Consider the following 25,170-nt stretch of genomic DNA (forward strand, 5'->3'; position numbering starts at 1 on the left):
CTTTCAGGTATCAAGATTGCCGTGTTGCTTGTTGAACTACTTCCACGGGTAGATCTAATAATTGCGCTATTGCTTCTAAGCCCAATCCAAACTGGATCATCCGAGGTATAGCTTCTAACTTGGCTCGATACTTGCCCTCTTCCAAACCTTGCAGCTTACCTTCTTCTAATGCTTCCTGATAAACTTTACTTTGTTTTAAGTCATTTAATCCTAACATTGCTTCAATCTCCTCGCGGCTCTTTTGTGGTAATTTGTAGACAATAATTGCCTCAATTAAATTTATAAGGTCAAGTTTAGTATTTATCTCGGTTAGTTGCTGATTTGCTTGTGCGATTAAACGTTTTGCTAATGTTGGTGCTGTTTCAGCATCTTCAATAACTAGCTTAACAATACCGACACTAATAGAAGCTTCTGCATTTTCTCCTAATTCATCTAAATATATGCGTCTGACTCCATTGAGAGTAAGGATATTACTAAAGTGTAAAACTTGTTCCCTTTCAACAGTACGATTCGGATAAATCACTACAACTTGCCAGGGATGAGGAGGTTTGTATTGCCTTAAGTAGATAAAGAGTTCAGCAAATATACGGTAATACAAATTTTCATCAGGCTGGAACTGAATTTCAACTATATAAAATGGCTTGTCTGGGTCGTTTTTTTTTGGTAAAAACAAACCATCTAAACGCAAAGCTAGTTGTTTTACTTCACAAGATGTAAATTCATAACCTGCTGCATCCTCTGGAGACTGGTTAATCAGTTCAAAAAAGATGCTAGGAAATGACTGAAATATGCTGTAAAAAATAGTGTCTGTTTTCATTCACAGTTACAAATTTATTTATGTTGTTCAAAATAAAATGTAGCTAGATTTATTTTTTATAGATCAAAAAAACTGAACCAATAGGCCCACCATTCTCTAAATAAGTTTTCTGATTATAATATAACCCTGGAGATGCACCGCCATCAAATAACATTCCCTCTTGAATATTGCCTAAACAGTTATTGCGGGCAATGCCTTCTAAAACATCATCAAACTTATCTGGAAATAACTCTTGATTTATTTGCGAAGGTTCGATAATTGAATTAGCTTTGATGTCATTAACTAATAAAATGACGTAACCCTTACTAGTGGTAGCTACCATTGAGCGATTTGTCGCTTGCTTACAGGCAAATTCTCCCAAAGCTTGACAGATATCTTTAAACTGTCCTTGCCGATAAAATCTACCATTACCACCCACTAAATTGTAATTAAGAATATTACTAGGTCTTCTTCCTGCTTGGATTGTCGCTTTTCTTTCTTGGGGTTTTCCTCCTGAAATACCAAAGGAAGAACGCTTATTTTTAAATGCTCCTGAATACTCTACTCCACGAGAAATATTTAAGCCTTGTGGTTTATTATCTGTGCCTATATAGTCAGCGTTAATGGCTGCGATCGCTCTTTGTCCATTTAATTTAGAATTTTCTTCAGTAATCAGTTGATTAAACTGCTTGACTACATAATTTTTTACGAACTTTCCCTGTTTATCTTTAGCATAAATTCTGTGAGATAAACCAACGTTAACTTTAAAATCTAACTGCGGTGATTTAGGATTAAAAATAATTACATGGTTGATTCCCTTGTCGTATTTTTTTCCTTGATTATTAGTTTTAAAAAATTCAATACTAAATTGGGGATTATTTCCTGGGCAAGTTTTAGATGCTTTTGTGGCTGAGTTTGCAGTATCTTTGCTACAAGCTGATAAAAAACTTGCAGCAGCAATTAATATAGATAATAAAAATATTTTTTTAATAATCATAATGAGGATATTAAAAAACCACTATAGAAAGACTATAGCGTCTAAAACGTTTAAGCTCCCAAAAACATTAACTTACGGGGTTTCATCAGTGTTATTGGCTTATCTAAGTAACGATATTTATTTTGAATTAATAATAGCTTATTTATCAGGGTATACTTGACCTTAGCTAATGCCAAGACTAGACTAAAGTTGTAACATTAGATACTTTATGCTAGAAATCCTACTAATCTTTGTTGAGAAACACCCTAAAAAAGCAGCTGCTATAGGGGGATTGGTATTTATACTTTTCTTATTTGTTTCAATCATAATTGCTCCACCTACGCCGCACACACAGGAACAAGCCCAAATTCAAGTAGATGAACCGCTAGACCAGCCAGATGAAGAATCCTTTGACGGTAGCCAGTGTAAGGTATATACAGTTGGTATTGTAGCTGGGGCGATTATTCACCAGTTTAAAACTACTAGCAATACCTGGGCTTATGTAATGGTTACTAACCGAGAGGAAGTAGTAAAAATCTTTGAGAATAGAAACCTGTACCTGTGGAAAACCCAGCCAGAATTTCAAAGTACTGAGTATGCTGAATTGGTGCAAGTTTTACCCACTGAAAGTATACAGGAACTAAATAGACTGTTATCTATTTACCCCTATGTTGCAATGGGGACAGAGGCGATCGCAAAGTCAGCCCAACCGACGATATTTGACTCTAATAAGTGTAGTGTAGACTGATTAACCAAAGGTAATAAATTATAGTTATAAGTTAGCCTACTATACTTATTTGGGTACTCTAGAGGTCACAGAGTTAACTTGATTAACATGGTGAAAAAACCCTCGGAGCTTGGCGGTATCTACTTTAAAACCCTAGACGAACGTGATGAGTATATTAGATTATTACTTGACAAGAGTCAAAGAGTTTTAGAGGGTCAAGAGTTAGCCTTAGTATTTGATTTATTACTATTACATCCTGATGCTAATAATAAGATAGGTACAGGAGTAAAGCAGATTGAAGTTAAACCGTCACGACAGCGTACAGACTACAACTGCTTCTGGGTTGTTAGAGAGGATGGTACTATAGATGACTTCAGTTACCAAAAGTGTAAATATAACCTAGACAGATTAATAGTCAAACGGAGAGAATCAGCTTATAGAGAAGCTGTTGTAAATCAAACTTGGGAATACCGATTTGTACAAACGAACTCTAAGCAGGTCTGTGAGATTTGCGGAGCTAGCCAGGGCTTACAAGTAGATCACGACCAGCCATTATTTAGCACTCTTATCAATGATTTTGAGAAAAATAGGACTGATATCCCTAAAGAGTTTGAGGATGCTACAGGAACTTATTTAAGTAAACGGTTTTGTGAAAAAGATAGTGAATATCAAAAATCTTGGCAGCAATATCACCAACAACACGCGGTATTAAGATTACTGTGCAAAAAGCATAATCTAACTAGAAAGCGTAAAGAGGAATCTTAATAATTTTCACCTGTTCGTTACATAAGTGAGCCTCTGGGATTGAGTTGAAAGCATATCACTTATCGACATAATTCAACTTAATATGAATTGAACCATTATTCTTAACTAGCTTGATTTGTCTTAAAGCTGTCTTAAACAGTTAGGACAGCCAACCCAGAAGCCCTGCCAGAGTTGTTTTGCAAGACAAAGCCGCTATAGTCTTTCTATAGCGGCTAATAATTCAATATTCCAATCGGGATGAGCTAAAATCCGCAATCATCGGTAATTTAGAAAAACCATTCGGGAACGGCTTCTTCTTTAGTATTGGTGTTGCGAGATGGTGTTTCACGATTGAATTTCATGTGAATTGAGCGTGTTTGCTCACCATCAGCAGCAACTGCCACAATTGGATAGTCAATTAAACCATCTTGGAAGGACATCTGGAAGCGGAATGTACCATCGGGATTGAGTTTAATTTCACGTCCGCCAATGGTTACGGTAGCGTCGGGTTCTGTTGCACCGTAGACAATCAATTCAGCATCGGCAATTAACCAGAACTGACGAGGACGAATTGGTGGGGCGGAACCTGAGAAGCCTACACCAGACATTCCTACACCGGACATGGTTAAACCAGAGGTGGTGGGAACTGCCCACATACCTACGCCAGATGGGAAGACGTAGGAACTGATAGCTTGTTCGGGACTCACAGAACCAGGTATGTGCTGCATGGAACCAAACAGAGAACCTGCAACCCGTTGTGCTTCGGCGGACTCAGCCAAACCAAAGATTTGGTCATAGATGGGGTTGCCGCCATTGAATCCGGCTGCGGCTGTTGCGAGTTTCTTCGCAGGTGGGACGAGTTCGTACAGAGTCTTACCACGCAAGTCTTCTTCAAATTCAACTTTGATGAAGACATCTTCAATCCAGTCTGATGGGTACACAGGAGGAATGTGTACTTGGGCAGCACGAGCCAATATTAACCAACGTCCGTCGGGTGTACGATAACCGATATCGATGACATAATCGCGATCGCTCACAGGAATTGGTATGTACCATTCTCTAGCAAGCTCATCAACTGGATATTCTTGAATGCTGTGGGGGCTTTGATACTCAAGACTGATGTCGGTGACATCATAAATTCGCAGTGCTAATTGCTGTCCACCTTGTCGGCGCAGTTCTTCTTTATGGTCATTGGGAATATCCCAGTAAGTGTAAGCCCATTGGGGATCGCGGGGTAAAAGTACAATCCGACTTTCACCATATCCTCCTGGCAGATCTCCAAGTCCTTCATCAACATCAGCCAGAGAGCCACCAGTACGGTCTTCTTGACCCAGTTCAAATTTTGCTGCTTCCACGGTTTCCTGTGCCTCCAGTGAACGAGATGGGCTAAGTGAAACTTTGCTGCGCTGCACCTCTTGAATGGCCGCCAGCAGTTGTGATTTACGCATTCGGCTATAGCGGGAGACGCTATATTCACTGGCAACTTTTCTTAGTTGCCGTAATGTCATCTCCTCTAGCGGTGGGCGTTCTTTCGCCATTAAGTTGGCCTCCAGTAGCTTGAAAAGTAAATTATTTCTCCGGGTTAAAGGATGCTTAATAAAGTGCCATCTATCCCAGATGAATTTTTTATTCCTGACTCCTGGTTTTGCCCAGTTTTAAAGTTTTTTAATTGGCTTTTAAAATGAGGGTTGCTCCCTTTTAATTTCCTTAAATACTTAGATAAGCATTTTTCGGGATCGGAGGAGTCGCTTTGTTAAGTAAATACTAACCAGTAAACCTACCTATTGATCAAGGGGTCTAAGGTCGCTTTTTTCAGGGTTTCACGAACTTAATAGGTTTTTCGGGATCACATTGTTATGTTTTCATGACATTAGGATTCAGTGAGCCAACCCTAATGTCATGAAATTGTGACATTAGGGTTGATAAGGCTGTGTAAGCCCGATCAAGTCAGGGCTGGGGTGTTTTTGATGGCGATCGCTTGTTTAAATTTCGTCTGGATTTATGCCTAAAGCACGCAAGCGATCGGCTAGTTGTGCTGCAAATACGTCAAAATTTAAATAAAAGCGATGTCTTACGACAAGCCGCTTTGCGTCTACGCATTTGAGAAACCATGCAGATTACCCAGAGCCTTCATAGTGCTATTCTCGTTACCAACTTAGAACGCTCCGAACACTTTTATGGGCAAGTGTTGGGATTAACAAAAATCGACCGATCCCTGAAATATCCTGGTGTATGGTATCAAATTGGCAACTATCAACTTCACCTGATAGTTTCATCAACTGTTCCTACCGATAACCAAAACGAAAAATGGGGGCGCAACCCTCACATTGCTTTTGCGGTGGCTGATTTAGAGCAAGCTAAACAAGAATTACTCAGTCACAATTATCCTCTTCAAGCCAGCGCCTCCGGTCGCCCCGCTATTTTTACTCACGATCCCGATGGGAATGTGATAGAGATGAGTCAGCAGTGACTTGATAGGGAGCAGAGGGGCAGGGGTGCAAGGGAGCAGGGGTGCAGAGATCATCCAAGCCTCTGAGTAAAAACAGCACCAGTTCCGCTCAATGCCCGATGTGTTTAGCAGATCGCGGCAACCATTTCCGCCATTCGCCGACGGGCTACGTCTCTGGCATTTTGCGCTATCTGGCAGGCGAGTGACAGATTCTTACCAATCTCGACAACTCGCGTGGCGATTTCTTCTCCGGTGCTGTTATCAATCTCAAACAGCCAGTTTTCCAGCCCGATGTCGCGCCACATCTGCCCCTTGCGCGTGTCCGTCGGTTGTCGGAGGTGTACGGCGGGAGTAGCCGCCGCCACCGCCATAATCGGTGAGTGCATTTCAAAACTGACGACTGCGGCAGCCTTAGCATACACGCTCGCCGCTTCGGCGGTCAGCCAGTAGCGATCTAAAACCGCAACACTCGGCTTGATATCGTTAGGCAACGGGTCGTACAGCAGAGGCTTGAGGCGTGGCACTTGGTAGGTCATCTCCGGTACGAGAAACACCCGCATACCAGTCTCTGTCACCCACGCAATGATTGCTTCCCGTAGTTTGGCGTGATCGGGATATGCAAATGCTTCATTGATCGCACTTTTCGGCGGGTTCGGTTTCTCTGTCTCCGGGTAGATTTCCCAGTACGGTGTCCACCTTAGTCGCGGCACAGCACACAAGAAGCTACCTTCCTTCAGGTCGTACTCCTTCAGCAACTTGTCAGCAGCCACATCGTCACGGATATCTAGGGCGAAGGTCGCATCCGGGCCAAACCCGATTTTTGGCCCTGAAATTCCCGCTTTGCATAGAGCAGTCAGAGAGTCGGTTTCGCGGGTGAATATGAACTTTGCACCGGCCAGCAGGTCACGGTATTTGTTTAACTCCTCGTCAAGCAGAGTGATACCAGCGAAGCCATAGGGCTTTTTGGCTTCTTGGGCTAACTTAGCCTCCGCCCAGCCCACCAGTCCTGGGCCGGAGCCGTGCAGAAAGAAATCACAGTTCTCCAACGCCGCCTGCTGCTCATTTTTAGTCTTGGCAATCTTCAGTTTTGGGAAGCGGGTCTTGAGTATATTCTCCACTGTCGCAGAAAGGAGATTCGGCCAAAGCGTAACTTCCGCATTCGGAAATTGTTTTTCGAGCAATGCGAGCATACCTGGAGTGTGAGCGATATCACCGATGTTGACCGTCTGCCAAGACGAGCGTAGTAGGATGTGGATAGGTTTTCTGGATGTGTTGTGCATAGGTTTGCTGGGTGTGTCGGTGCAACATACCATTCCGAGTGTGCAAAGCAAATTGGCAAGAAAAATTCGACGATTCACAACATATTTCTCCTTTGGAAATAAATCTGCTTGACCGCGATCGCTTGTTGCTAAGATAGAAATTCCTCACAACAACGACTGAGACCCTAGTTATTTAATTCAATTTCAAAAGTTTTCGCTCTACTGATACTGTTTCACTTGGTGGTTTTGCTTTGTATTGCAGTAATTCGAGTAGTACATTAAGCCACACAGCTTTCAAATGCTGCTGGGATTCTCTCAAATATTGTACTGTCTCAAACAGAGATAGACGAAGGATAATCACAATTGACAAATGAAAATTATTGCCTACATTTATTGTGACCCTTTGCTGGAAACTGTTCCCGAAGATATTGATTGGGGATGGGAGGTGGAACGGGTTTATCAAGATTTAGGCAACCCAGAGATGCGATCGCAATTACAACAATTACTTACAGACTGCCAAAACCAACCTGTAGAATGTCTAGTTGTGCGGCGTTTAGAAGAATTGGGTGATACTGTCAAAGAAGTAAGCGATCGCTTAACCCAATTAGAAGCTTTAGGAGTAGCGGTAATTGCTATTGAGCAGTCGTATACATCAGAACAGTCAAATTTCCGGGCTGAGTTGCTGAGATTAGTCCAAGAAATTCAATATCAACAACGTAGCCGCCGCATCCGCCAAGGACACGCCCGCAATCGTTTAGAAGCAGCACCGCCACCAGGAAAAGCACCTTACGGCTATCGCAGAGGTCAAGGAAAATACATCATTGACCGTAGTACTTCCCCAGTTGTGAAAGAATTTTTTGACAACTTTTTACTCTATGGTTCCTTGCGGGGCGCAGTACGTCACTTAGCGAAAAAATATGCGAAAAAAATTTCTGTGACAACTGGGCGACGCTGGTTGACTAACCCTATTTATCGGGGGGATACAGCTTATCTCAATGGTGAAATTATCTCCGATACTCATACGCCGATTATTTCGAGAGAAGAAGCCGCCCAAATTGACCGACTTTTACGCCGTAATAGCCGCTTACCATCTCGAACTGCAAGTGCGCCGCGTTCTTTGGCTGGGTTAGTTGTGTGCGGCGAATGTCAGTCACATATGACAGTTACCCGTGTGACTCGCCGTTATCAAAATAAAGAGTATTTGTATTTACGTCCGATTAGCTGTCCTCACAGCCCTAAGTGTCGCGCGATTTCTTATCAAGAAGTTTTGGAATGTACGATTGAAAAGGTCTGTCGTGAGTTACCGTTAGCCGTTGCGGGGATCAACTCGCCCCAGTTGGATGCATTCAAGAATAGTTTAGGAGATGCGATCGCTCGTCAACAAGAAATTTTGGCTCAATTACCTACTTTAATTGAAACTGGCATTTTAGATGCAGAAACAGCAAAATTAAGAGCTTACAAAATTCGTACAGAAATCTCGACATTACAAGCAAAGTTAGCGACACTTCCGCCAGTAAATCTGCGTTCTGTGGCGCAAGCTGTTTCGATTCCGCAATTTTGGTTAGATTTATCAGAGACAGAAAGACGCTTTTATCTAAGAGAATTTATTCGCCAAATTGAAATGATTCGCCAAGATAAAGAATGGGATTTGCGAGTCGTTTTTATTTTTTAGGAACTTTTTAAAAATCAATTAACAAACAAAAATCATCAAATAAATTTTAAATAATCATGATCATAATTATAAGTTTGAGCCGTCAGATATAGGCAGATTTTACAACATACCAAAAGCTGTCTGCTAGTCAGATAAAAATAGTTAAAATTAGTAACTTATTTAAATATTAATTTAATAGAATTTACAAATTTATAAAAACATAACATATATACGGAACGGAATTACACAAAATTTTTTTATATTGAAAGAATATAAAAAAATTTTTAGTGTCCTGATAACTATGTAATGTGTGGTATATCTACTTAGAGTTTTTGAGTAACAGTCGGCTCAATGAAAAAAAAAACCAAATATAGTGTAAGTAGATGGCTATCTGCGTTCAAAGCTAAGATTTTCTTATTAGTGTGCATTTTTATTACTACTATTGTTGGTATTGTATTATCAAATTTTTTGATAACAAGCCAGCCAGCTTTCGCAAAGATTGACCCACTACAAGCAGCACCAACTCAACCAGTAGGCTACTACGATTATTTCGGTAAACTCCTCAGTCCTCAAGAAGCATCACAACTGGTTGCAAGTAAAGGACTTGATCCTCAAGACCCTATTTCTTATGAAAAAATAGGTGCAGTTCATATTACTAAAGAATTGATTGCCCAAGGGGAAGATATATTTTTCAATCGACCTGTAGGCGATTTATTTGGCTTGCAAGGTGTGTTTGGTCTTGGACAAGGTTCAGCCATTCTTTTGGATGAAATTACCGCCGCAATTATTAATTTGCAGGGTCAGCCAAGCAATAACTTAAAAATTACCTTACAGAAAGATGTCCCTATAGGTAGTCGGATGTTACGAAAAGGTACATCCATAAATACAGGCTTAAAGGTAGAAAAAGGATCAACTGTTCCCATAGGAACGACAGCAAATGGGCAAAGTACCTGTGCATTTTGCCATGCGAGTCTTTCCAAAGAAGGTAAACGTCTTCCTGGTGTAGCAAATGGTGAAATAGCTTTTCCCATATTTCTAGGTTTAGCACCAAATTCATCTGCTGCGTTCTCACGCACCAAACTCAATCCCTTAGATCCTAAATACCAAGGTAATGGCAAAACTATTATTGACAGTAAAGGTAATTTAGTAAAATTGCCCGACCCTGAAAAGTTTGAGAAGGCTTTTGATGATATTTTATGGCAATTACCTTTTGGTAATTTTGAAAGTTCCACAGATGGAATAAAAAATACCACTCAAATTCCTAACAATTTCACCTTTAAAACTGCTCCTTACACTGCCTCTGGAGAAGCGGCCGTTGGCCCGTTTGCAGGATTGAGTGCTTTCAACAGTGCTGTACACTCTTCAGAAACAAACATCCTTGCATCATACGAACTAATTGCCAAAACTCTGAATATTGACCCAGAAGTATATCTTGGTACGGCTCTTCAAAATGCTGCGGACGAAAGACTTCGTATACCAGAAGGTGTTAAACCCTCAGTATGGTTGCGGACAATTGCACCGGATGCTAGTCGAGCAGAGTTACAAGATCAAGTTGTTGCTCCTGGTGTAGGTAACTATCCAGATTTGAAACCCAACTTGTTAACAGCTAATGGATTAATTTTTAGTCCCCCAACTGGCAATCCTTTAGATAATGCCAGTGGCAAGTTCATGTTTGCTAATAACGCCATGTCTGCTTTTCAAAATAGCTTAGTACCACCTGCTAACAAGACTCCTGAAAACTGGCAGGCACTGAATAATAATTCAGTCAAACGTGGGGCGAAAGTGTTTGAAAAGGCTAATTGTGCAACTTGCCATATTCCCCCCTTCTTCACTGATAACAAAGTTCACCCAGTTGAGGAAATTGGTACTAATCCCGCCCGCGCCCAGTCTCGCTTGGCACTAGCGAAATTCTTAGTGCCTCCTAAACTATACAGTTTCAATAATCCTGTTCCCATACCAGCCGATGCAGAAGTGTTGGATGTCCCAACCCCAGGCATTTCTGATAACCCCACGAATCAACTACCAAATGGTGGTTACAAAACTACTCCCTTACGTGGCCTTTATTTAAACCCACCCTATTTACATGATGGTGGTGTAGCAGTACGGGCTGGTAGTTTAAAATTTGACTCTAACGGCGATTTCACTGTTGTTGATTCGACTGGGTTAGGATTGCCTGGGACTCTGCGCCAAAGCATCCCAGCCGATGCTGCCAGCAGCTTAAGGGCTTTAGTCGATCGCAAACTTCGTGCTAAAGTCATCAAAGCTAACAAAGCTGACGCAGATTTAGTAAGTAGTAACCTTGATGGTACAGGTCATGAATTTTATGTAGACTGTCAAGCTGGATTTAATCCTAAACAACAAACAGACCTGATTAATTTCTTACTGGCACTTGATGATAAACCTGGTGAGTTCTAATTAAGAAGGTTAATAGTCACTATAAACTATTGACTATAGCAATCCTAAAACTTAGATAAAAAACCCAAACCCCGGCTTCGATAAAAAGTCGGGGTTCGGGTTTTATTGTTTGGTTAATTCTGAGTTAGGTGCAAGACTTGCCCAGAAATCCCTAAATTCTAATGGCTTGCTACTACTTCTAAACCAGCTAGTCTTTCTGCCAATAGTTTTTCTAGGTCTTCTAACGCCTTGGTAAATCCTTTGATACCTTCGTCTAGTTTGTCATAAGCCATTTGGTCTGCGGCGTGCATCTTATCGAAGGTGGCTTTGTCGATGGAGATTTTGTCAATGTCGTAAGTGGCGGCTTTGGCGGGGTCGAGTTTACGGGGTAGTTCGCCAATGGTGGCTTGCAATTCGCCTAACAATGAGGGAGAGATGGTTAGCAAGTCACAACCTGCCAATTCAGTGATTTCGCCAATGTTGCGGAAGCTTGCGCCCATGACTTCGGTTTTATAACCGAATTTTTTATAGTAGTTATAGATTGTGGTAACAGACAATACGCCTGGATCTTCTGCTGAGGGATAGCTGTCGCGTCCGGTTGATTTCTTGTACCAGTCAAGGATGCGGCCGACGAAGGGAGAAATTAGGGTAATGCCTGCTTCTGCACAAGCGATCGCTTGATGCAAACCAAACAATAAAGTTAAGTTACAGTGAATGCCTTCTTTTTCCAAAATTTCCGCAGCCTTAATTCCTTCCCAAGTGCTGGCAATTTTAATTAAGACGCGATCGCTAGAAATACCAGCTGCTTTATACTGGGCAATCAATTCTCTAGCTTTGGTAACAGTTGCTTCAGTATCGTAAGATAAACGGGCATCTACTTCTGTAGACACGCGACCAGGGATAATTTGCAAAATCTTTAAGCCAAAAGATACTGCTAAACGGTCAAAAGCTAGGGAAACTATCTGGGATTTGCTTGCACCTACGCCTGCATCTTTCTTCGCTTGTAGCAATGTTTGGTCAACAATTTCTTGATACTCTGGCATTTGTGCCGCAGCAGTAATCAGTGAGGGATTAGTTGTAGCATCTTGGGGTTTGAATTTTTCAATAGCTTTGATGTCCCCGGTATCGGCAACGACTACGGTAACTTCGCGCAACTGTTCTAGTAGGTTTTTAGACATAAAAAACTCCGTCTTGGTTATTTGTGTAGGATTTACCAAAGCCCCTTCGGGGCGGGTGGGGGGTGTGGGGTGTAGGGGTATAGGGGGAAGAAAAAGCAGCCAACCACCCTTGGGTCAAAAGCTCAACACGATTGAGGCAATCTTGTTGGGCGAGGTTTAACACCTACAACCCTTACACCCTTACACCCCTAATTACTTACACTCTCTACTGTTGTTCTAATTCCAATTCTGGAAATCTTTCTTAACGCTTGGTTTTAGCCTTATTCTAGATACTTCATGCCAAAATTGGCTGTCCAATAGAATGCACTTTGATTAAGCTAGTTGTGCCTGATTTACCAATTGGCACACCAGAAGTGATCACCACTTTATCGCCTTCATTGACCAAACCCGTGTCTACAACTGTGTTGACGACGTTGATAAACATTTCTTCGGCGTTGTGAACTGGGGGAATAAGTAAAGGTTCCACGCCCCAAGAAAGTGCCAGTTGGCGATAGGCATTTTCATCAGGAGTGAGGGCGATAATCGGGGCAGAGGGACGGTATTTTGACACCAATCTTGCTGTACTTCCTGATGTGGTGTTGCAGAGAATTGCCTTTGCGCCTGTTTCATAGGCGATGCGACAAACTGCTTCCGCTACAGATTCGGTAACGCTGAGGCTACCTGCTTCGTGACACCAAGAATGCTTACCACCTTCTTGTAAAGCTTGTTCTGTGCGTAAGGCGATGTTGTGCATGGTTTGAACAGCCGCAACGGGATACTGCCCCACTGCCGTTTCTCCAGAAAGCATGACAGCATCAGTCCCATCCAAAATGGAGTTAGCAACGTCGGTCGCTTCAGCGCGGGTGGGATCAGGCGCGCTAATCATTGACTCTAGCATTTGGGTAGCGGTAATCACTGGTTTGCCTGCTTGATTGCAACGGCGAATAATATCCTTTTGAATCAAGGGAACTTCGTAAATTGGCATTTCTACCCCTAAATCGCCACGGGCAATCATAATCGCGTCAGCGACTTGTAAGATGGAGTCAAAACGCTCGACTGCTTCTGGTCTTTCAATTTTGGCAATTAAGCGAATAGAAGCCCCAGCTGCTTCTATCATCCTCTGGGCTGGTTCTAAATCTTGGGGCGATCGCACGAAAGAAACCGCCGCAAAATCCACACCTAACTGAATCCCAAAGCGTAAATCCATCAAGTCTTTTTCGGTGATGGAACTCACAGGTAAGGGTGTTTCTGGTAGATTTACTCCTTTATGGGTGGAAATTAAACCGCCAATTTTCACTAACGCCCGAATTTTATCAGCATCGCGATCAGTGACAATTAATTTGACACGTCCATCATTAATTAAAATTGGTTCCCCTGGTCGAACCATTGCAAACAAAGTTGGCAATGGTAAAGGCAATTCCTCAAGGCTACTGCCTTTTTCTTGCAAGACAAAGGTAACTTCTTCACCAGCCTCAACATTTAGCCCTTCTGGTGGTAAAGTTCCCAAACGGATTTTCGGGCCGCAAAGGTCTTGCATAATTGCCAATGGCTTGTTTTGCTGTTTACTAATTTGCCGCAAGTACTGGGCTGTTTGTGCATGAAATTCATGCGCCCCGTGCGAGAAATTCAGCCGTGCCACATTCATACCAGCTTCAACTAGGGCTTCGAGTCTTTGAGGTGCAGAACTAGCAGGGCCAACAGTGCAAATAATTTTTGTTCGACGCATAGGGAGAGGGTTAGGTATAAATTGCGATACAAATGCTCAACGCACTTATATCACTTGTGCTTCATATGGCTCCTTTGTTATGTAAAAACACTTTGTTATATAGATTAGGAGAGGAGCTAGAGACTGTTTTCAAATTCTGTGATCCCCCCAACCCCCCTTAACAAGGGGGCTAAGAGTCTCTGAAAGTTCCCTTGAAAACAAGCTCTAGAGGTTAGGAAATTTCCCCATTCCCTACTCCCTACTCCCCAATTAAGCTGGTACAGCTAACAGTTGTTCTTTCTTAGCCATTGACAACAACAGGTCAACTACTCGGTTAGAGTAGCCCCATTCGTTGTCATACCAAGAAACAACTTTAAAGAAATTGGAATTTAACTCAATTCCTGCGCCTGCATCAAAAATGCTGGAGTGAGTATCACCCTGAAAATCTGTAGAAACTACTTCTTCATCGGTGTAGCCTAAAACGCCAGCTAAGGAACCTTCCGCCGCTTCCTTCATCGCCGCACAAATTTCTTTGTAACTGGTAGCTTTGGCAGTTTTGAAGGTGAGGTCAACTACCGAAACATCAGGGGTAGGAACCCGGAAAGCCATCCCAGTTAATTTACCTTTTAACTCTGGCAATACTAAAGCTACGGCTTTAGCTGCACCTGTAGAAGAAGGAATAATATTTTGGGCTGCACCTCGACCACCGCGCCAGTCTTTCTTACTGGGGCCGTCTACTGTCGGTTGAGTTGCTGTCATGGCGTGTACTGTAGTCATCAACCCTTCGGTTAAACCAAAGTTATCATTGATGACCTTGGCAATAGGAGCCAGACAATTTGTAGTACAACTAGCGTTGGATACGATTAAATCTTTGCTGGGGTTGAATAGGTCATGATTTACACCCATCAGCAAAGTAGGAACTCTATCTGGGTCTTTTGTAGGTGCAGAAAGGACAACGCGCTTTGCACCAGCTTGCAAGTGTTTGGACGCGCCTTCATAGTCAGTGAAGAGTCCGGTTGATTCGACTACATAGTCTGCGCCTAATTTACCCCAAGGCAATTCGGCGGGATTGCGGACAGAGACGCAAGGGATAAAATGCCCATCAATTACGATCCCGTCTTCTCTGGCTTCTACTTTGCCGTGAAACTTACCGTGGGTAGAATCGTATTTCAACAAGTAAGCGAGGTTATCTGGCGGTACTAAGTCGTTAATGCCGACGAACTCAATGTTGGGGTTAAAAATGCCAGCACGCAGCACTAGCCGACCAATACGACCAAATCCGTTAATACCTACTTTTAATTTAGTCAAGATTAAACCTCCTGTTGTGGGAGTTGAACAAAAGGGGAAAGTTACAACTCAAAAGCGATCGCCTTTTAATGTTTCCTTTCTGATCCTGACAGTCTCAGTCGGCTAAGGCACAATTACTTGACATCTTTTAAGGTTTGACTCATAACTTATAATTGGCTGGTTTTTATCACAATTTATCAAGGACAAAACGCCAATATTTTGCTGTTCAGGAGTTTTGAGTTAGAGCAGCAGCACCTTAGGGCTAGTTTTCCCCCTTAAACTCGTAAATCCTGAATTAGCAACCACAAAACCTACTGGATATCTACTACTCAGCTATACCTGTTTAGACTTTAAATTAAACATTAGTAACAAATATGTAACTAATTCTGTAGCAGGATTATCAATTTGTCATAAGTATTGAGAGCTACATACAGCAGGGAACAGGCAATAGGCAATAGGCAATAGGGTTGAAAGTCTTTTCCTATATGGCTTTGTTGTTAAAATCTATACTTCATTTATCTGTAATCTCTATATAATTTCAAATTCTTCCCATCAGCCCTAATTGATATCAGATTTTGCGATCGCGTTTACAATCAAAAACCCAGTCGTCATGACTGGGCTGTTGTTGGGGTAATATTTCCCCTGGGTTCAGTATAGAAGTTATTCATAAGTTGCTTGACTGTTAATGACTACAACCGCTAGATGGCGAATTCCCGAAAACAGTAGGCACAAAATTTTCAATTACCCAACCCAATGATCGCGTTTACAATCAAAAACCCAGTCGTGATGACTGGGCTGTTGTTGGGGTAATATTTCCCCTGGGTTTAGTATAGAAGTTATTCATAAGTTGCTTGACTGTTAATGACTACAACCGCTAGATGGCGAATTCCCGAAAACAGTAAGCACAAAATTTTCAATTACCCAACCCAATCGCTAAAGCGAAACGGGATTTGATTTGCGATCGCCGAAATAGCTTTTGCGATCGCCGAAATAGTTATTGCAATCACATGATTGCAATAATTTAGCTTTGTCACGCCAGCGTAACGCACTACTGAACTTACTTAACTAATGTTGGAGTTCCTTCGTAAGTTGTAGTACTGAAAGTAGGGCCGCCAGAATTGTAATAAAGCTTCCCGTTAATTTCTCCTCCTACACCAGAATGCAGCGAAGCGGGTAAATTAGTTAATCTATCCCATACATTTGTTGTTGGATTAAATGCATATACCCTAGAACTTGAAGCATAGTGACTCCATTCCCCTCCCATAACGAATATTCTTCCACTAGAAGTAAAAGTAGCCATACCATTATGAGAGGTAGCAATAGGAAGAGGAGTACCAACAGACCAAGTATTAGTAGAAGGATTAAAGATATCTACTGAATTGTAAGCAGTAAGATATTGGTCATAACTCTTTTGTCCGCCTACTGCATAAATGTTGCCATTAAGAACTGCGACACCTAAATGGGAACGAGGAGTTGGGATGGCAGGTCTACTAATCCAAGCAGTACCATTAATAGGCATACTCCAATGGTCTGCTTGATCAATTCTAGAGAAATCAGCACCCCCAAAGAAATGAAGATTGTTATTAACAATAGCTAATGCCCCGCTACCTCTAGGTAAAGGTAAATCTATACTTCTAGACCAAGTATTAGTTGCCACATCATATTTATATACTTCTTCAGAAGCAAAAACTTGTCTCCATTGAGAGTTGAGAACATATCCACCTGCTAGGTAAATAATTTTATTAACATTATCTACAGCTACTCCGGCATGGGTAATTTCTCTAGGTAAATCAGCTATTCTACTCCAAGTTTTAGTAACTGGATTAAAGGAATATGCCCTTTTAGTTAAAGTCCATGTATTGGTATATCCGCCAAATACATATAATTTACCATCTACTACTGCTCCGGCCGCTTCTGCTCTACCTACAATAGATGGTGTCGTAGTCGTCCAAGATATTGTATTATAATCTACTGTTTGAGCTTGTCCTGGGTTGGGAATTTGCGCGATAAATATAAAGATTAAAACCCCAGCAATAAAAGAGCATAACCCTTTAGCGAATTTTAAGTTCATCATCTAGCAATCCTTAATCATGTGTGAGAAAAGAGGTTAAGGCAATAGGCAATAGGGCAATACGGTTTATTTAGTGATGTTAGACATTTAAGATCCCCCTAAATCTCCCTTAAAAAGGGGGACTTTGATTCTTATTCCCCCTCTTTTTTAAGGGTGGTTAGGGGGGGATCAAAACCTTAACTGAACTGTATTGGGTAATAGGCAATAGGGAACTATATATCTCGTTGCCGTCTGATGATTAAATTTTTTAGAAGGTTTGGTTATTTTTTAATTTCCGTAGAATTAGCAAGCAAAAATAAAAAGTATGAAGTGTGAAATTCCCACTTCATACTTCATACTTCAGACTTTACTTAATAAGGCCATTTCCAGTTGAGAATTTCTGGCATATCTTCGCCGTGCTGGGAAATGTAGTGTTTGTGTTCGATCAGCTTATCTCGCAGGTTTTGTTTAACGTAAGCTGCTTTAGAGCCTAATTTTGGTACGCGATCAATTACGTCTATAACTAGGTGATAGCGATCAAGGTCATTCAGCACAACCATATCAAAGGGAGTTGTGGTGGTTCCTTCTTCCTTATAGCCGCGCACATGGAGGTTGTTGTGGTTGGTGTGGCGGTAGGTGAGGCGATGAATTAACCAGGGATAGCCATGAAACGCAAAGATGATTGGTTTATCGGTGGTGAAAAGAGTATCGAAGTCTTTTTCTGTCAAACCGTGGGGATGCTCACTTTTTGGCTGTAATGTCATTAAATCGACGACGTTTATCACCCGCACTTTTAAGTCGGGGAATTCTTGACGCAGTATATCTACAGCAGCCAAGGTTTCTAAGGTGGGGATATCGCCTGCACAAGCCATGACTACATCTGGTTCGTGGCCTTGGTCGTTACTAGCCCATTCCCAAATACCAATACCTTTGGTGCAGTGTTTAACTGCTGCATTCATGTCAAGATATTGCAGTGCTGGTTGTTTACCTGCAACTATAACGTTGACATAGTGGCGGCTTCGCAAACAGTGGTCGGTAACAGACAGCAAGGTGTTAGCGTCGGGGGGAAGATAGACGCGAATAATTTCTGATTTTTTGTTCAACACATGGTCGATAAAACCTGGGTCTTGGTGAGAGAAACCATTGTGGTCTTGTCGCCAAACGTGAGAGGTAAGTAGGTAATTGAGGGAAGCGATAGGTCTACGCCAAGGTATATGACGGGTAGTTTTCAACCATTTGGCGTGCTGGTTGAACATGGAATCGATAATGTGAATAAATGCTTCGTAGCAGGAGAATAAGCCGTGACGACCTGTGAGAAGATAACCTTCTAACCAACCTTGACAGTTAGTTTCGCTGAGAATTTCCATGATTCGACCGTCGGGTGAGAGGTGGTCATCTTCAGGGAGAATTTTCGCAACCCAAGTCCGGTTAGTGACTTCCATCACCGCATCTAGGCGATTTGATGCTGTTTCATCGGGGCCGAAAATTCGGAAGTTGCGGCTGTCTAGGTTAAGTTTCATCACATCCCGCAAAAATTGCCCCATTACTTTGGTGGCTTCCGCTTCGCTTGTGCCGGGTTTGGTGACATTTACGGCATAATCTTCAAATCTAGGCATTTTCAAGTCACGCAACAAGACCCCGCCGTTAGCATGGGGATTGTCGCCCATACGACGCTGACCTTTGGGGGCTAGTTGGGCGAGTTCGGGAATGAGTGTGCCGTTAGCATCGAAGAGTTCTTCGGGTTTGTAACTCTTCATCCAGTCTTCTAGTAATTTTAGATGTTCTGGCTGTTTAGCGATCGCTCCAAATGGAACTTGATGCGATCGCCAATAGTCTTCGGTTTTCTTCCCATCAACTTCTTTTGGCCCTGTCCAGCCTTTGGGGGTTCGCAACACAATCATCGGCCAGCGTGGACGTTCTGTAAAACCATGCACACGCGCTTCTCTTTGGATGTGTTGAATTTCTCCAACTATGGTATCTAAGGTAGCCGCCATTTGCTGGTGAACTTCTACAGGGTCTGAACCTTCAACAAAGTAAGGTTTATACCCATAGCCGACAAATAAGCTTTCTAATTCCTCATGACTTAAGCGTGATAACACTGTCGGGTTAGCAATCTTATAACCATTGAGATGCAAAATCGGCAAAACTGCCCCATCATTTACTGGGTTGAGGAACTTATTACCGTGCCAACTTGCAGCTAAAGCCCCGGTTTCCGCTTCGCCATCACCGATAACTGTGGCCACGATTAAGTTAGGGTTATCAAACGCTGCACCGTAACCGTGAACCAGAGCATAACCCAATTCGCCGCCTTCGTGAATCGAACCAGGAGTTTCTGGGGCTACGTGGCTAGGAATCCCACCAGGGAAAGAAAATTGTTTGAAAAGTTGCTGCATCCCCTGAGCATCTTGGGAAATGTTCGGGTAGTATTCACTGTAAGTTCCTTCTAGGTAAGTGTTAGCCACTAATCCAGGGCCGCCATGACCAGGCCCCGCAATGTAGATTATGTCTAGGTCATTTTTCTTGATGATGCGGTTGAGGTGAACATAGATAAAGTTCAAACCTGGTGTGGTTCCCCAGTGTCCTAACAGTCTGGGTTTGACGTGTTCGATTTTGAGTGGTTCTCTTAGCAGAGGATTGTCGAGTAAATATATTTGCCCTACTGACAAATAGTTTGCCGCGCGCCAGTAGGCATTGATTTTATGCAGTTCTTCGTCTGTTAAAGGCTTTGTTTGTGGAAAGGTTGCTAAAGTCATCTGAAATTTCCGTATTTCAACAGGATTTTGACTTTGTTCAGTAAGCTAGTTTAGTTCGCTCTTAAGTGATGGCCATCTTACTTATGACAAGTTTTTCCCATACTTTGTAGATCGGGAAAAATCGATATTATCTGTTAGTTTAAACAATGGGGGTTAATTTTTTATAAATAAAAATAACTCTCAACGCTAACTGTCTGAGAGAGTAACAGACCCGATAGTAAAATGGAGACTTTTTAACATTTTTTTAAAACTAATTTTATTTATCGTAAAAGCTATAAATCGGCTAAATTATGCTTAAAAAAATTAATTGTCAACCTTGATAAATATCACCTTTGACGGAGGGCAATAGTGAGAATGCGATCCCCGACTTCTGCAAAAATTTGGGGATCGGATGGCAGATGATAATTATTGCCAGATAATAGAAGATATGGGCTGTAGTACACTACTTTTAGGGAAAAAACCTGGGTTAATCTACACTAGTTCGCTCTGTGAAAAAAATCCTGATTTTATCAGCCCATCCTACCGACGGTAAACCGTTACGGTTAGATAAAGAAGTCCGAGAAATTCAGGCAGGATTAGAACGTGCCAAAAGTCGGGATAAGTTTGAAATTATTTCTAGATGGGCGGTACGTCCTGAAGATTTGCGCCGCGCGCTTTTAGATTATGAACCTGAGATTGTCCATTTTTCGGGACACGGCACAGGGAATCAAGGGCTGGTTTTAGAAAATGATGCGGGAGAGGGGCAATTAGTCAGTACAGAGGCTTTAACTCGGTTATTTGGCTTATTTAAAGGCAAAATTGAGTGTGTATTATTAAATGCCTGTTATAGCGAAGTTCAAGCAGAGGCAATTTTTTTGCATATTGGCTGTGTGGTAGGAATGAATCAAGCAATTGGGGATGATGCAGCCAGAGAGTTTGCTGTGGGTTTTTATGACGCACTAGGGGCTGATAGATCCTATGAAGATGCTTATGAGTTTGGTTGTACGGCTATTGACTTAAAAAGTATACCTGAGTCTGCTACTCCAGTTCTTAAAAGTCGGAACCAGCTAGTTAAGGAAGCACAAGTCTCATCGGCAGTAACCTTAGAAAATCCTGAAGGGCAAGTTCCTTTAGGATCTGCATTTTACATCGAGCGATCGCCAACTGAAACTGACTGTTACGAAGAAATGCTCAAACCAGGGGCTTTAATTCGCATTAAAGCACCGCGCCAAATGGGTAAAAGTTCCTTAATGTCACGAGTTCTTGACTATGGCAGCAAACAAGGCTATCAAACTGCATATTTAAATTTCCAGTCAGCCGATGCAGAATTTCTCGACAGTTTAGATATGTTTTTGCAGTGGTTCTGCGCCAGCGTCACCGATAGCCTGGGTTTACCAGACAAGTTAGGCGACTTTTGGAAAGGGGTTTTAGGGAGTAAAAACAAGTGTAGTAATTACTTTCAAAGGTATTTGCTGAACCAGATAAACTCGCCCCTCGCCTTGGGTTTAGATGAAGTGGATGAAATTTTTAAGCATCCGATAATTGCTACAGATTTTTTCGGCTTGCTGCGGGCTTGGCATGAACGTGCTAAAAATGACGCAGCTTGGCAAAAGCTGAGATTGGTAATTGTCCATTCTAAAGAAGTGTATATTCCCCTGAATATTAATCAGTCACCTTTTAATGTGGGTTTACCTGTAGAGTTACCAGAACTGAACCAAAAACAGGTACAAGATTTAGTGCAGCGTCATGGGCTAATTTGGACTAACTCGCAAATTGAGGAGTTGATAGGGTTAATGGGTGGACATCCTTATTTAGTGCGGGTGGCATTATATCAAATAGCGCGGGGGAGGATGACTTGGAAAGAACTAGCACAAATTGCGCCGACAGAAGCCGGCCCTTACAGCGACCATTTGCGCCGTCATTTGCTGAATTTACAAGAAGATGAGAAATTACTAGCAGCCTTAAAGCAAGTGGTGACAGCAGATAAGGCGGTAGATGTGGGAACAACACAAGCCTTTAAACTCCGCAGTATGGGGTTAGTGAAATTTCAAGGAAATGAGGTGATGCCATTGTGTAGTTTATACCGGAAATATTTTGGCGATCGCCTAAAACTATGAATCAGTATTTAGTAGGGTGTGTTATCGCGCCAGCGTAACGCACGACCCAGATTTGCGGTGCATTAGGACTATCGTCCATAACGCACCCTACAAAACTAATATTCCAGTACTATTCAAATAAAACGATGTCGATTTATGGTTCAGGTTATTCAAGGCAAAGATATTACCATAGCCCAACTAATTGATGAATTTGGGTTACAACTTGCCGATGATGAACAGTTTTTTTGGGAGTGGCGGCAGAATTTACCAGAGTTAACTCAGTTAGAACAGCAATTACTAGACGAAGTTAAAGCCGAATATTTGCATTTATCGAAATACCCAATTTTAAAACCTGTAGTCAAAATGGTGGTGTTATCGCCATTATTGCGGTTAGCTGAATTTTATCAACCACCTTTTTATATAGCCTCAGAACAAGAAGTTGAAATTTCTTCTGAGGATGAAGGCACAATTGTTAGAGGACGCATTGACATTTTAGTATTTCATCCGCCGTTGTGGGTGCTGGTAATTGAAGCTAAAAGGGCGCAATATTCTTTAGTCCCAGCAATTCCTCAAGCGTTGGCTTATATGTTAGGTAATTCTGACACTAGTAAACCAACATTTGGCTTTGTAACCAATGGTCAGGAATTTAAATTTATTAAGTTGATCAAACAGGACAAACCAACATACGCCTTATCTCACACATTTTCTCTAGATCGTGATAAAGACATTTATACTGTGGTCAAAGTTTTAAAACACCTAGCTAATTTAGTTCAATAGAATAATTTATAAACTGTGTACTACATTTCGCAAACCTAACCCCCAACCCCTTCCCTTGTAGAGAAGGGGAGCATGAATCAAAGCCTCTCTCCCTGTGGGGGAGAGGTTTGGAGAGGGGTTCCAGAATTCTCATACACCCCTACACCCCACACCCCCACACCCCTCTATGCCCCAATACCAGTACCAAGTCGGGGGTAGTCTCCCCCAAGATGCGCCAACTTATGTCAGACGACAAGCTGACGAAGATTTGTATGCTGGTTTGCAGGCTGGAGAATTTTGTTATGTCCTCAATTCGCGGCAGATGGGGAAATCTAGCTTGCGGGTGCAGGTGATGCGGCGGTTGCAAGATGAAGGGTTTGCTTGTGCGGCTGTGGATATTACCGCTATTGGGACGGCTGATATTACGCCGGAACAATGGTATGCCGGGGTAATAGATACACTAGTGGGATATTTTAATCTTTATACTGATTTTGATTTAGAAGCTTGGTGGAATGAGAATAATTTACTTTCACCTGTGCAGAGGTTTAGTAAGTTTATTGAAACGGTTTTACTGCCAAAAATTAGTGAAAATATTGTCATTTTTATCGATGAAATTGATAGTGTTTTGAGTCTGGAATTTAACTTAGATGATTTTTTTGCAGTCATTCGAGATTGTTATAACCGTCGGGCTGATAAACCTGAATATAACCGCATCACCTTTGCCTTAATTGGGGTGTCTACGCCTTCTGATTTGATTGAAGATAAAAAACGCACACCTTTTAATATTGGTCGCGCCATTGATTTAACAGGTTTTAAATTAGATGAGGCGGAACCTTTGGCGCGGGGTTTGGCAACGCTAGGAAATACTCAAGAATTGATGGCGGCGGTGTTGGCGTGGACGGGGGGACAGCCGTTTTTGACACAGAAGGTTTGTAAGTTGTTGGTTGCCGATGTAGAGACGCAATATATTGCGTCTCCTGAGGGTTGGGTTGCCGAAGTTGTAAAAAAGCGGATTATTGAGAATTGGGAAGGGCAAGATGAGCCGGAGCATTTAAAAACGATTCGTGACAGAATCATGCAGAGTGGAGAACAGCGCACTGGGCGGCTTTTAGGCTTGTGTCAGCAAATTGTGGAGCAAGGTGAAATAGTTGCTGATGATAGTAATGACCAAATGGTGCTGCGGTTGACTGGGTTGGTGGTGAAGCGGGATGGCAAGTTGCGAATTTATAACCGCATCTATGCAGAGGTGTTTAAGTGGGAATGGTGTAATAAGATTTTAGCCAAGTTGCGTCCCTATTCTGATGCTTTTAATGCTTGGGTGGCTGCGGAATATAAAGATGAGTCGCGCTTGTTGCGGGGACAAGCTTTGCAAGAGGCTTTGGTTTGGCGAATTGGTAAAAGTTTAACTGACGTTGATGATCGGTTTTTGGATGCTAGCCAGGATTTAGAAAAGCGTGATTTGCAAAAAAGCCTGGAAACAGAGGAACAAGCAAAGCAAGTTTTAGCAAAGGCGAACCGCAAAGCTTATCAAAGGATTCGCATTGGTTCTGTGGTGTTGGGTTTTGCTGTGGTGGGAGCAATTGCATCTTTTATAGTCACTCAATATAGTATTAAATTATCTAAAGATGCTGTCGGAGTCGCAGAAACAGCTAAAGAAGAAGCAAAGGCTGCTAAGGAAGATTTAAAAAAAGCTCAGGAAGCAACCAAACTTACTGAGAAAGAAAACCAACAGATATTAAAACAAAAATCTCTAGCAGAAAATAATTTAAAGATTGCTGAGAGCAAGGTAAAACTAGCACAGCAAACATTAGATAAAGCTAATGCACAGTACCAAAAAGCACGGACACAGGCACAACAAGCGATTTTGCAAAAGCAGACGGCACTAAAACAAGCCCTAACTGCTCAACAGCAGCGTGATAGTGCAGAAAAGCAGCGTCAAGATGCTATTGCAGGTTTAGATATAGCAAAAATAGATCGTGAAACTGCCCTCATAGCTACACAGTTAGAGCAAGACGGAACAAATGCCTTGCGAGAATTTAGACGTTTTAACGAAATTGGGGCATTGCTATTAGCCGTGCGGAGTGGCGAAGAACTCAAAACTTTAGTTAAGGATAAAAAATCTTTAGCAGATTACCCAGCTTACAGCCCATTGTTTAGTTTGCAGACTATTGTGCGAGATATTCGAGAAATAAATCGCTTAGAAGGTCATGGCGATTCGGTCAATAGTGTAGTGTTCAGCCCGGACGGCAAAACCTTAGCCTCCGCTAGTCGTGACAAGACCATCAAACTCTGGAATCGGGACACAGGCAAAGTTATCTCCACCTTAGAAGGTCATGGCGATTCGGTCATTAGTGTGGTGTTCAGCCCGGACGGCAAAACCTTAGCCTCTGC

General features: G+C 42.1%; 17 protein-coding genes. 8 read left to right on the top strand and 9 right to left on the bottom strand.

Translation table 11 applies throughout. From position 1 onward, the window contains the following. Positions 1-10 precede the first annotated feature (10 nt). Positions 11-817: an Rpn family recombination-promoting nuclease/putative transposase gene (locus tag H6G76_RS28205; RefSeq protein WP_190708517.1), complete on the bottom strand. Its 807-nt coding sequence runs from the start codon at positions 815-817 to the stop codon at positions 11-13. A 49-nt stretch (positions 818-866) separates the two neighbouring features. After that, positions 867-1,793: a phosphodiester glycosidase family protein gene (locus tag H6G76_RS28210; RefSeq protein WP_190708519.1), complete on the bottom strand. Its 927-nt coding sequence runs from the start codon at positions 1,791-1,793 to the stop codon at positions 867-869. Positions 1,794-2,001: 208 nt separating this feature from the next. Between H6G76_RS28210 and H6G76_RS28215 the strand changes: the two genes are divergently transcribed. Then, positions 2,002-2,520 carry a hypothetical protein gene (locus H6G76_RS28215; RefSeq protein WP_190708521.1) on the top strand — a complete coding sequence of 173 codons (519 nt, stop codon included), beginning with the start codon at positions 2,002-2,004 and terminating at the stop codon, positions 2,518-2,520. A gap of 87 nt (positions 2,521-2,607) precedes the next feature. Continuing rightward, on the top strand, positions 2,608-3,264 hold the full coding sequence (locus tag H6G76_RS28220) for a DCL family protein (protein ID WP_190708523.1): 657 nt from the start codon (positions 2,608-2,610) through the stop codon (positions 3,262-3,264). A gap of 266 nt (positions 3,265-3,530) precedes the next feature. Here H6G76_RS28220 and H6G76_RS28225 read toward each other — a convergent pair whose 3' ends face one another. Continuing rightward, on the bottom strand, positions 3,531-4,781 hold the full coding sequence (locus H6G76_RS28225) for a DUF4912 domain-containing protein (protein ID WP_190708524.1): 1,251 nt from the start codon (positions 4,779-4,781) through the stop codon (positions 3,531-3,533). 572 nt (positions 4,782-5,353) lie between these two features. On the opposite strand from H6G76_RS28225, the gene H6G76_RS28230 reads away from it, so the two are divergent. After that, complete coding sequence (locus H6G76_RS28230; protein WP_190708526.1) at positions 5,354-5,713, top strand: VOC family protein; 360 nt, start codon at positions 5,354-5,356, stop codon at positions 5,711-5,713. A 104-nt stretch (positions 5,714-5,817) separates the two neighbouring features. Here H6G76_RS28230 and H6G76_RS28235 read toward each other — a convergent pair whose 3' ends face one another. Next, positions 5,818-7,050, bottom strand: coding sequence for a polysaccharide pyruvyl transferase family protein (locus tag H6G76_RS28235; RefSeq protein ID WP_199337563.1), 1,233 nt, complete (start codon positions 7,048-7,050; stop codon positions 5,818-5,820). 271 nt (positions 7,051-7,321) lie between these two features. Here H6G76_RS28235 and H6G76_RS28240 point away from each other — a divergent pair, with 271 nt between their 5' ends. Together H6G76_RS28240 and H6G76_RS28245 are read left to right on the top strand one after the other, a co-directional pair. After that, positions 7,322-8,623 carry a recombinase family protein gene (locus H6G76_RS28240; RefSeq protein ID WP_190708528.1) on the top strand — a complete coding sequence of 434 codons (1,302 nt, stop codon included), beginning with the start codon at positions 7,322-7,324 and terminating at the stop codon, positions 8,621-8,623. Between the two features lie 447 nt (positions 8,624-9,070). After that, the gene (locus H6G76_RS28245; protein WP_313934847.1) at positions 9,071-11,017 is read left to right on the top strand and encodes a hypothetical protein; all 1,947 of its coding nucleotides are present in this window, start codon (positions 9,071-9,073) and stop codon (positions 11,015-11,017) included. A gap of 158 nt (positions 11,018-11,175) precedes the next feature. Here H6G76_RS28245 and H6G76_RS28250 read toward each other — a convergent pair whose 3' ends face one another. The 5 genes from H6G76_RS28250 to H6G76_RS28270 all read right to left on the bottom strand — a co-directional run bounded on the left by H6G76_RS28250 (position 11,176) and on the right by H6G76_RS28270 (position 19,948). After that, entirely contained in the window at positions 11,176-12,174 is a 999-nt protein-coding gene (locus tag H6G76_RS28250) for a transaldolase (RefSeq protein ID WP_190708531.1), read from the bottom strand. 274 nt (positions 12,175-12,448) lie between these two features. Continuing rightward, complete coding sequence (gene pyk, locus H6G76_RS28255; protein ID WP_190708533.1) at positions 12,449-13,879, bottom strand: pyruvate kinase; 1,431 nt, start codon at positions 13,877-13,879, stop codon at positions 12,449-12,451. A gap of 249 nt (positions 13,880-14,128) precedes the next feature. Then, positions 14,129-15,166, bottom strand: a complete 1,038-nt coding sequence (gene gap / locus H6G76_RS28260) for a type I glyceraldehyde-3-phosphate dehydrogenase (protein ID WP_190708534.1) — start codon at positions 15,164-15,166, stop codon at positions 14,129-14,131. Positions 15,167-16,202: 1,036 nt separating this feature from the next. Next, on the bottom strand, positions 16,203-17,219 hold the full coding sequence (locus H6G76_RS28265; protein WP_190708536.1) for a kelch repeat-containing protein: 1,017 nt from the start codon (positions 17,217-17,219) through the stop codon (positions 16,203-16,205). 347 nt (positions 17,220-17,566) lie between these two features. Beyond that, the gene (locus H6G76_RS28270; RefSeq protein ID WP_190708538.1) at positions 17,567-19,948 is read right to left on the bottom strand and encodes a phosphoketolase; all 2,382 of its coding nucleotides are present in this window, start codon (positions 19,946-19,948) and stop codon (positions 17,567-17,569) included. 488 nt (positions 19,949-20,436) lie between these two features. Between H6G76_RS28270 and H6G76_RS28275 the strand changes: the two genes are divergently transcribed. The 3 genes from H6G76_RS28275 to H6G76_RS28285 form a co-directional block, all read left to right on the top strand. Beyond that, positions 20,437-22,044 carry an AAA-like domain-containing protein gene (locus tag H6G76_RS28275; protein ID WP_190708540.1) on the top strand — a complete coding sequence of 536 codons (1,608 nt, stop codon included), beginning with the start codon at positions 20,437-20,439 and terminating at the stop codon, positions 22,042-22,044. Between the two features lie 135 nt (positions 22,045-22,179). Further along, positions 22,180-22,800: a type I restriction enzyme HsdR N-terminal domain-containing protein gene (locus H6G76_RS28280; RefSeq protein ID WP_190708542.1), complete on the top strand. Its 621-nt coding sequence runs from the start codon at positions 22,180-22,182 to the stop codon at positions 22,798-22,800. A 166-nt stretch (positions 22,801-22,966) separates the two neighbouring features. After that, the coding region (locus H6G76_RS28285) for an AAA-like domain-containing protein (protein WP_190708545.1) at positions 22,967-25,170 on the top strand (2,204 nt) is incomplete at its 3' end.

It is taken from the genome of Nostoc sp. FACHB-152 (assembly GCF_014697475.1).
Classification (GTDB): domain Bacteria; phylum Cyanobacteriota; class Cyanobacteriia; order Cyanobacteriales; family Nostocaceae; genus Nostoc_B.

Bases quoted from the DNA above. Each gene is read 5' to 3' on its own strand.
- H6G76_RS28240 (WP_190708528.1), top strand. From the start codon at position 7,322: ATGAAAATTATTGCCTACATTTATTGTGACCCTTTGCTGGAAACTGTT.
- H6G76_RS28205 (WP_190708517.1), bottom strand. From the start codon at position 817: ATGAAAACAGACACTATTTTTTACAGCATATTTCAGTCATTTCCTAGC.
- H6G76_RS28250 (WP_190708531.1), bottom strand. From the start codon at position 12,174: ATGTCTAAAAACCTACTAGAACAGTTGCGCGAAGTTACCGTAGTCGTT.
- pyk (WP_190708533.1), bottom strand. From the start codon at position 13,879: ATGCGTCGAACAAAAATTATTTGCACTGTTGGCCCTGCTAGTTCTGCA.
- H6G76_RS28230 (WP_190708526.1), top strand. From the start codon at position 5,354: ATGCAGATTACCCAGAGCCTTCATAGTGCTATTCTCGTTACCAACTTA.
- H6G76_RS28210 (WP_190708519.1), bottom strand. From the start codon at position 1,793: ATGATTATTAAAAAAATATTTTTATTATCTATATTAATTGCTGCTGCA.
- H6G76_RS28280 (WP_190708542.1), top strand. From the start codon at position 22,180: ATGGTTCAGGTTATTCAAGGCAAAGATATTACCATAGCCCAACTAATT.
- H6G76_RS28225 (WP_190708524.1), bottom strand. From the start codon at position 4,781: ATGGCGAAAGAACGCCCACCGCTAGAGGAGATGACATTACGGCAACTA.
- H6G76_RS28265 (WP_190708536.1), bottom strand. From the start codon at position 17,219: ATGATGAACTTAAAATTCGCTAAAGGGTTATGCTCTTTTATTGCTGGG.
- H6G76_RS28270 (WP_190708538.1), bottom strand. From the start codon at position 19,948: ATGACTTTAGCAACCTTTCCACAAACAAAGCCTTTAACAGACGAAGAA.
- H6G76_RS28220 (WP_190708523.1), top strand. From the start codon at position 2,608: ATGGTGAAAAAACCCTCGGAGCTTGGCGGTATCTACTTTAAAACCCTA.
- H6G76_RS28215 (WP_190708521.1), top strand. From the start codon at position 2,002: ATGCTAGAAATCCTACTAATCTTTGTTGAGAAACACCCTAAAAAAGCA.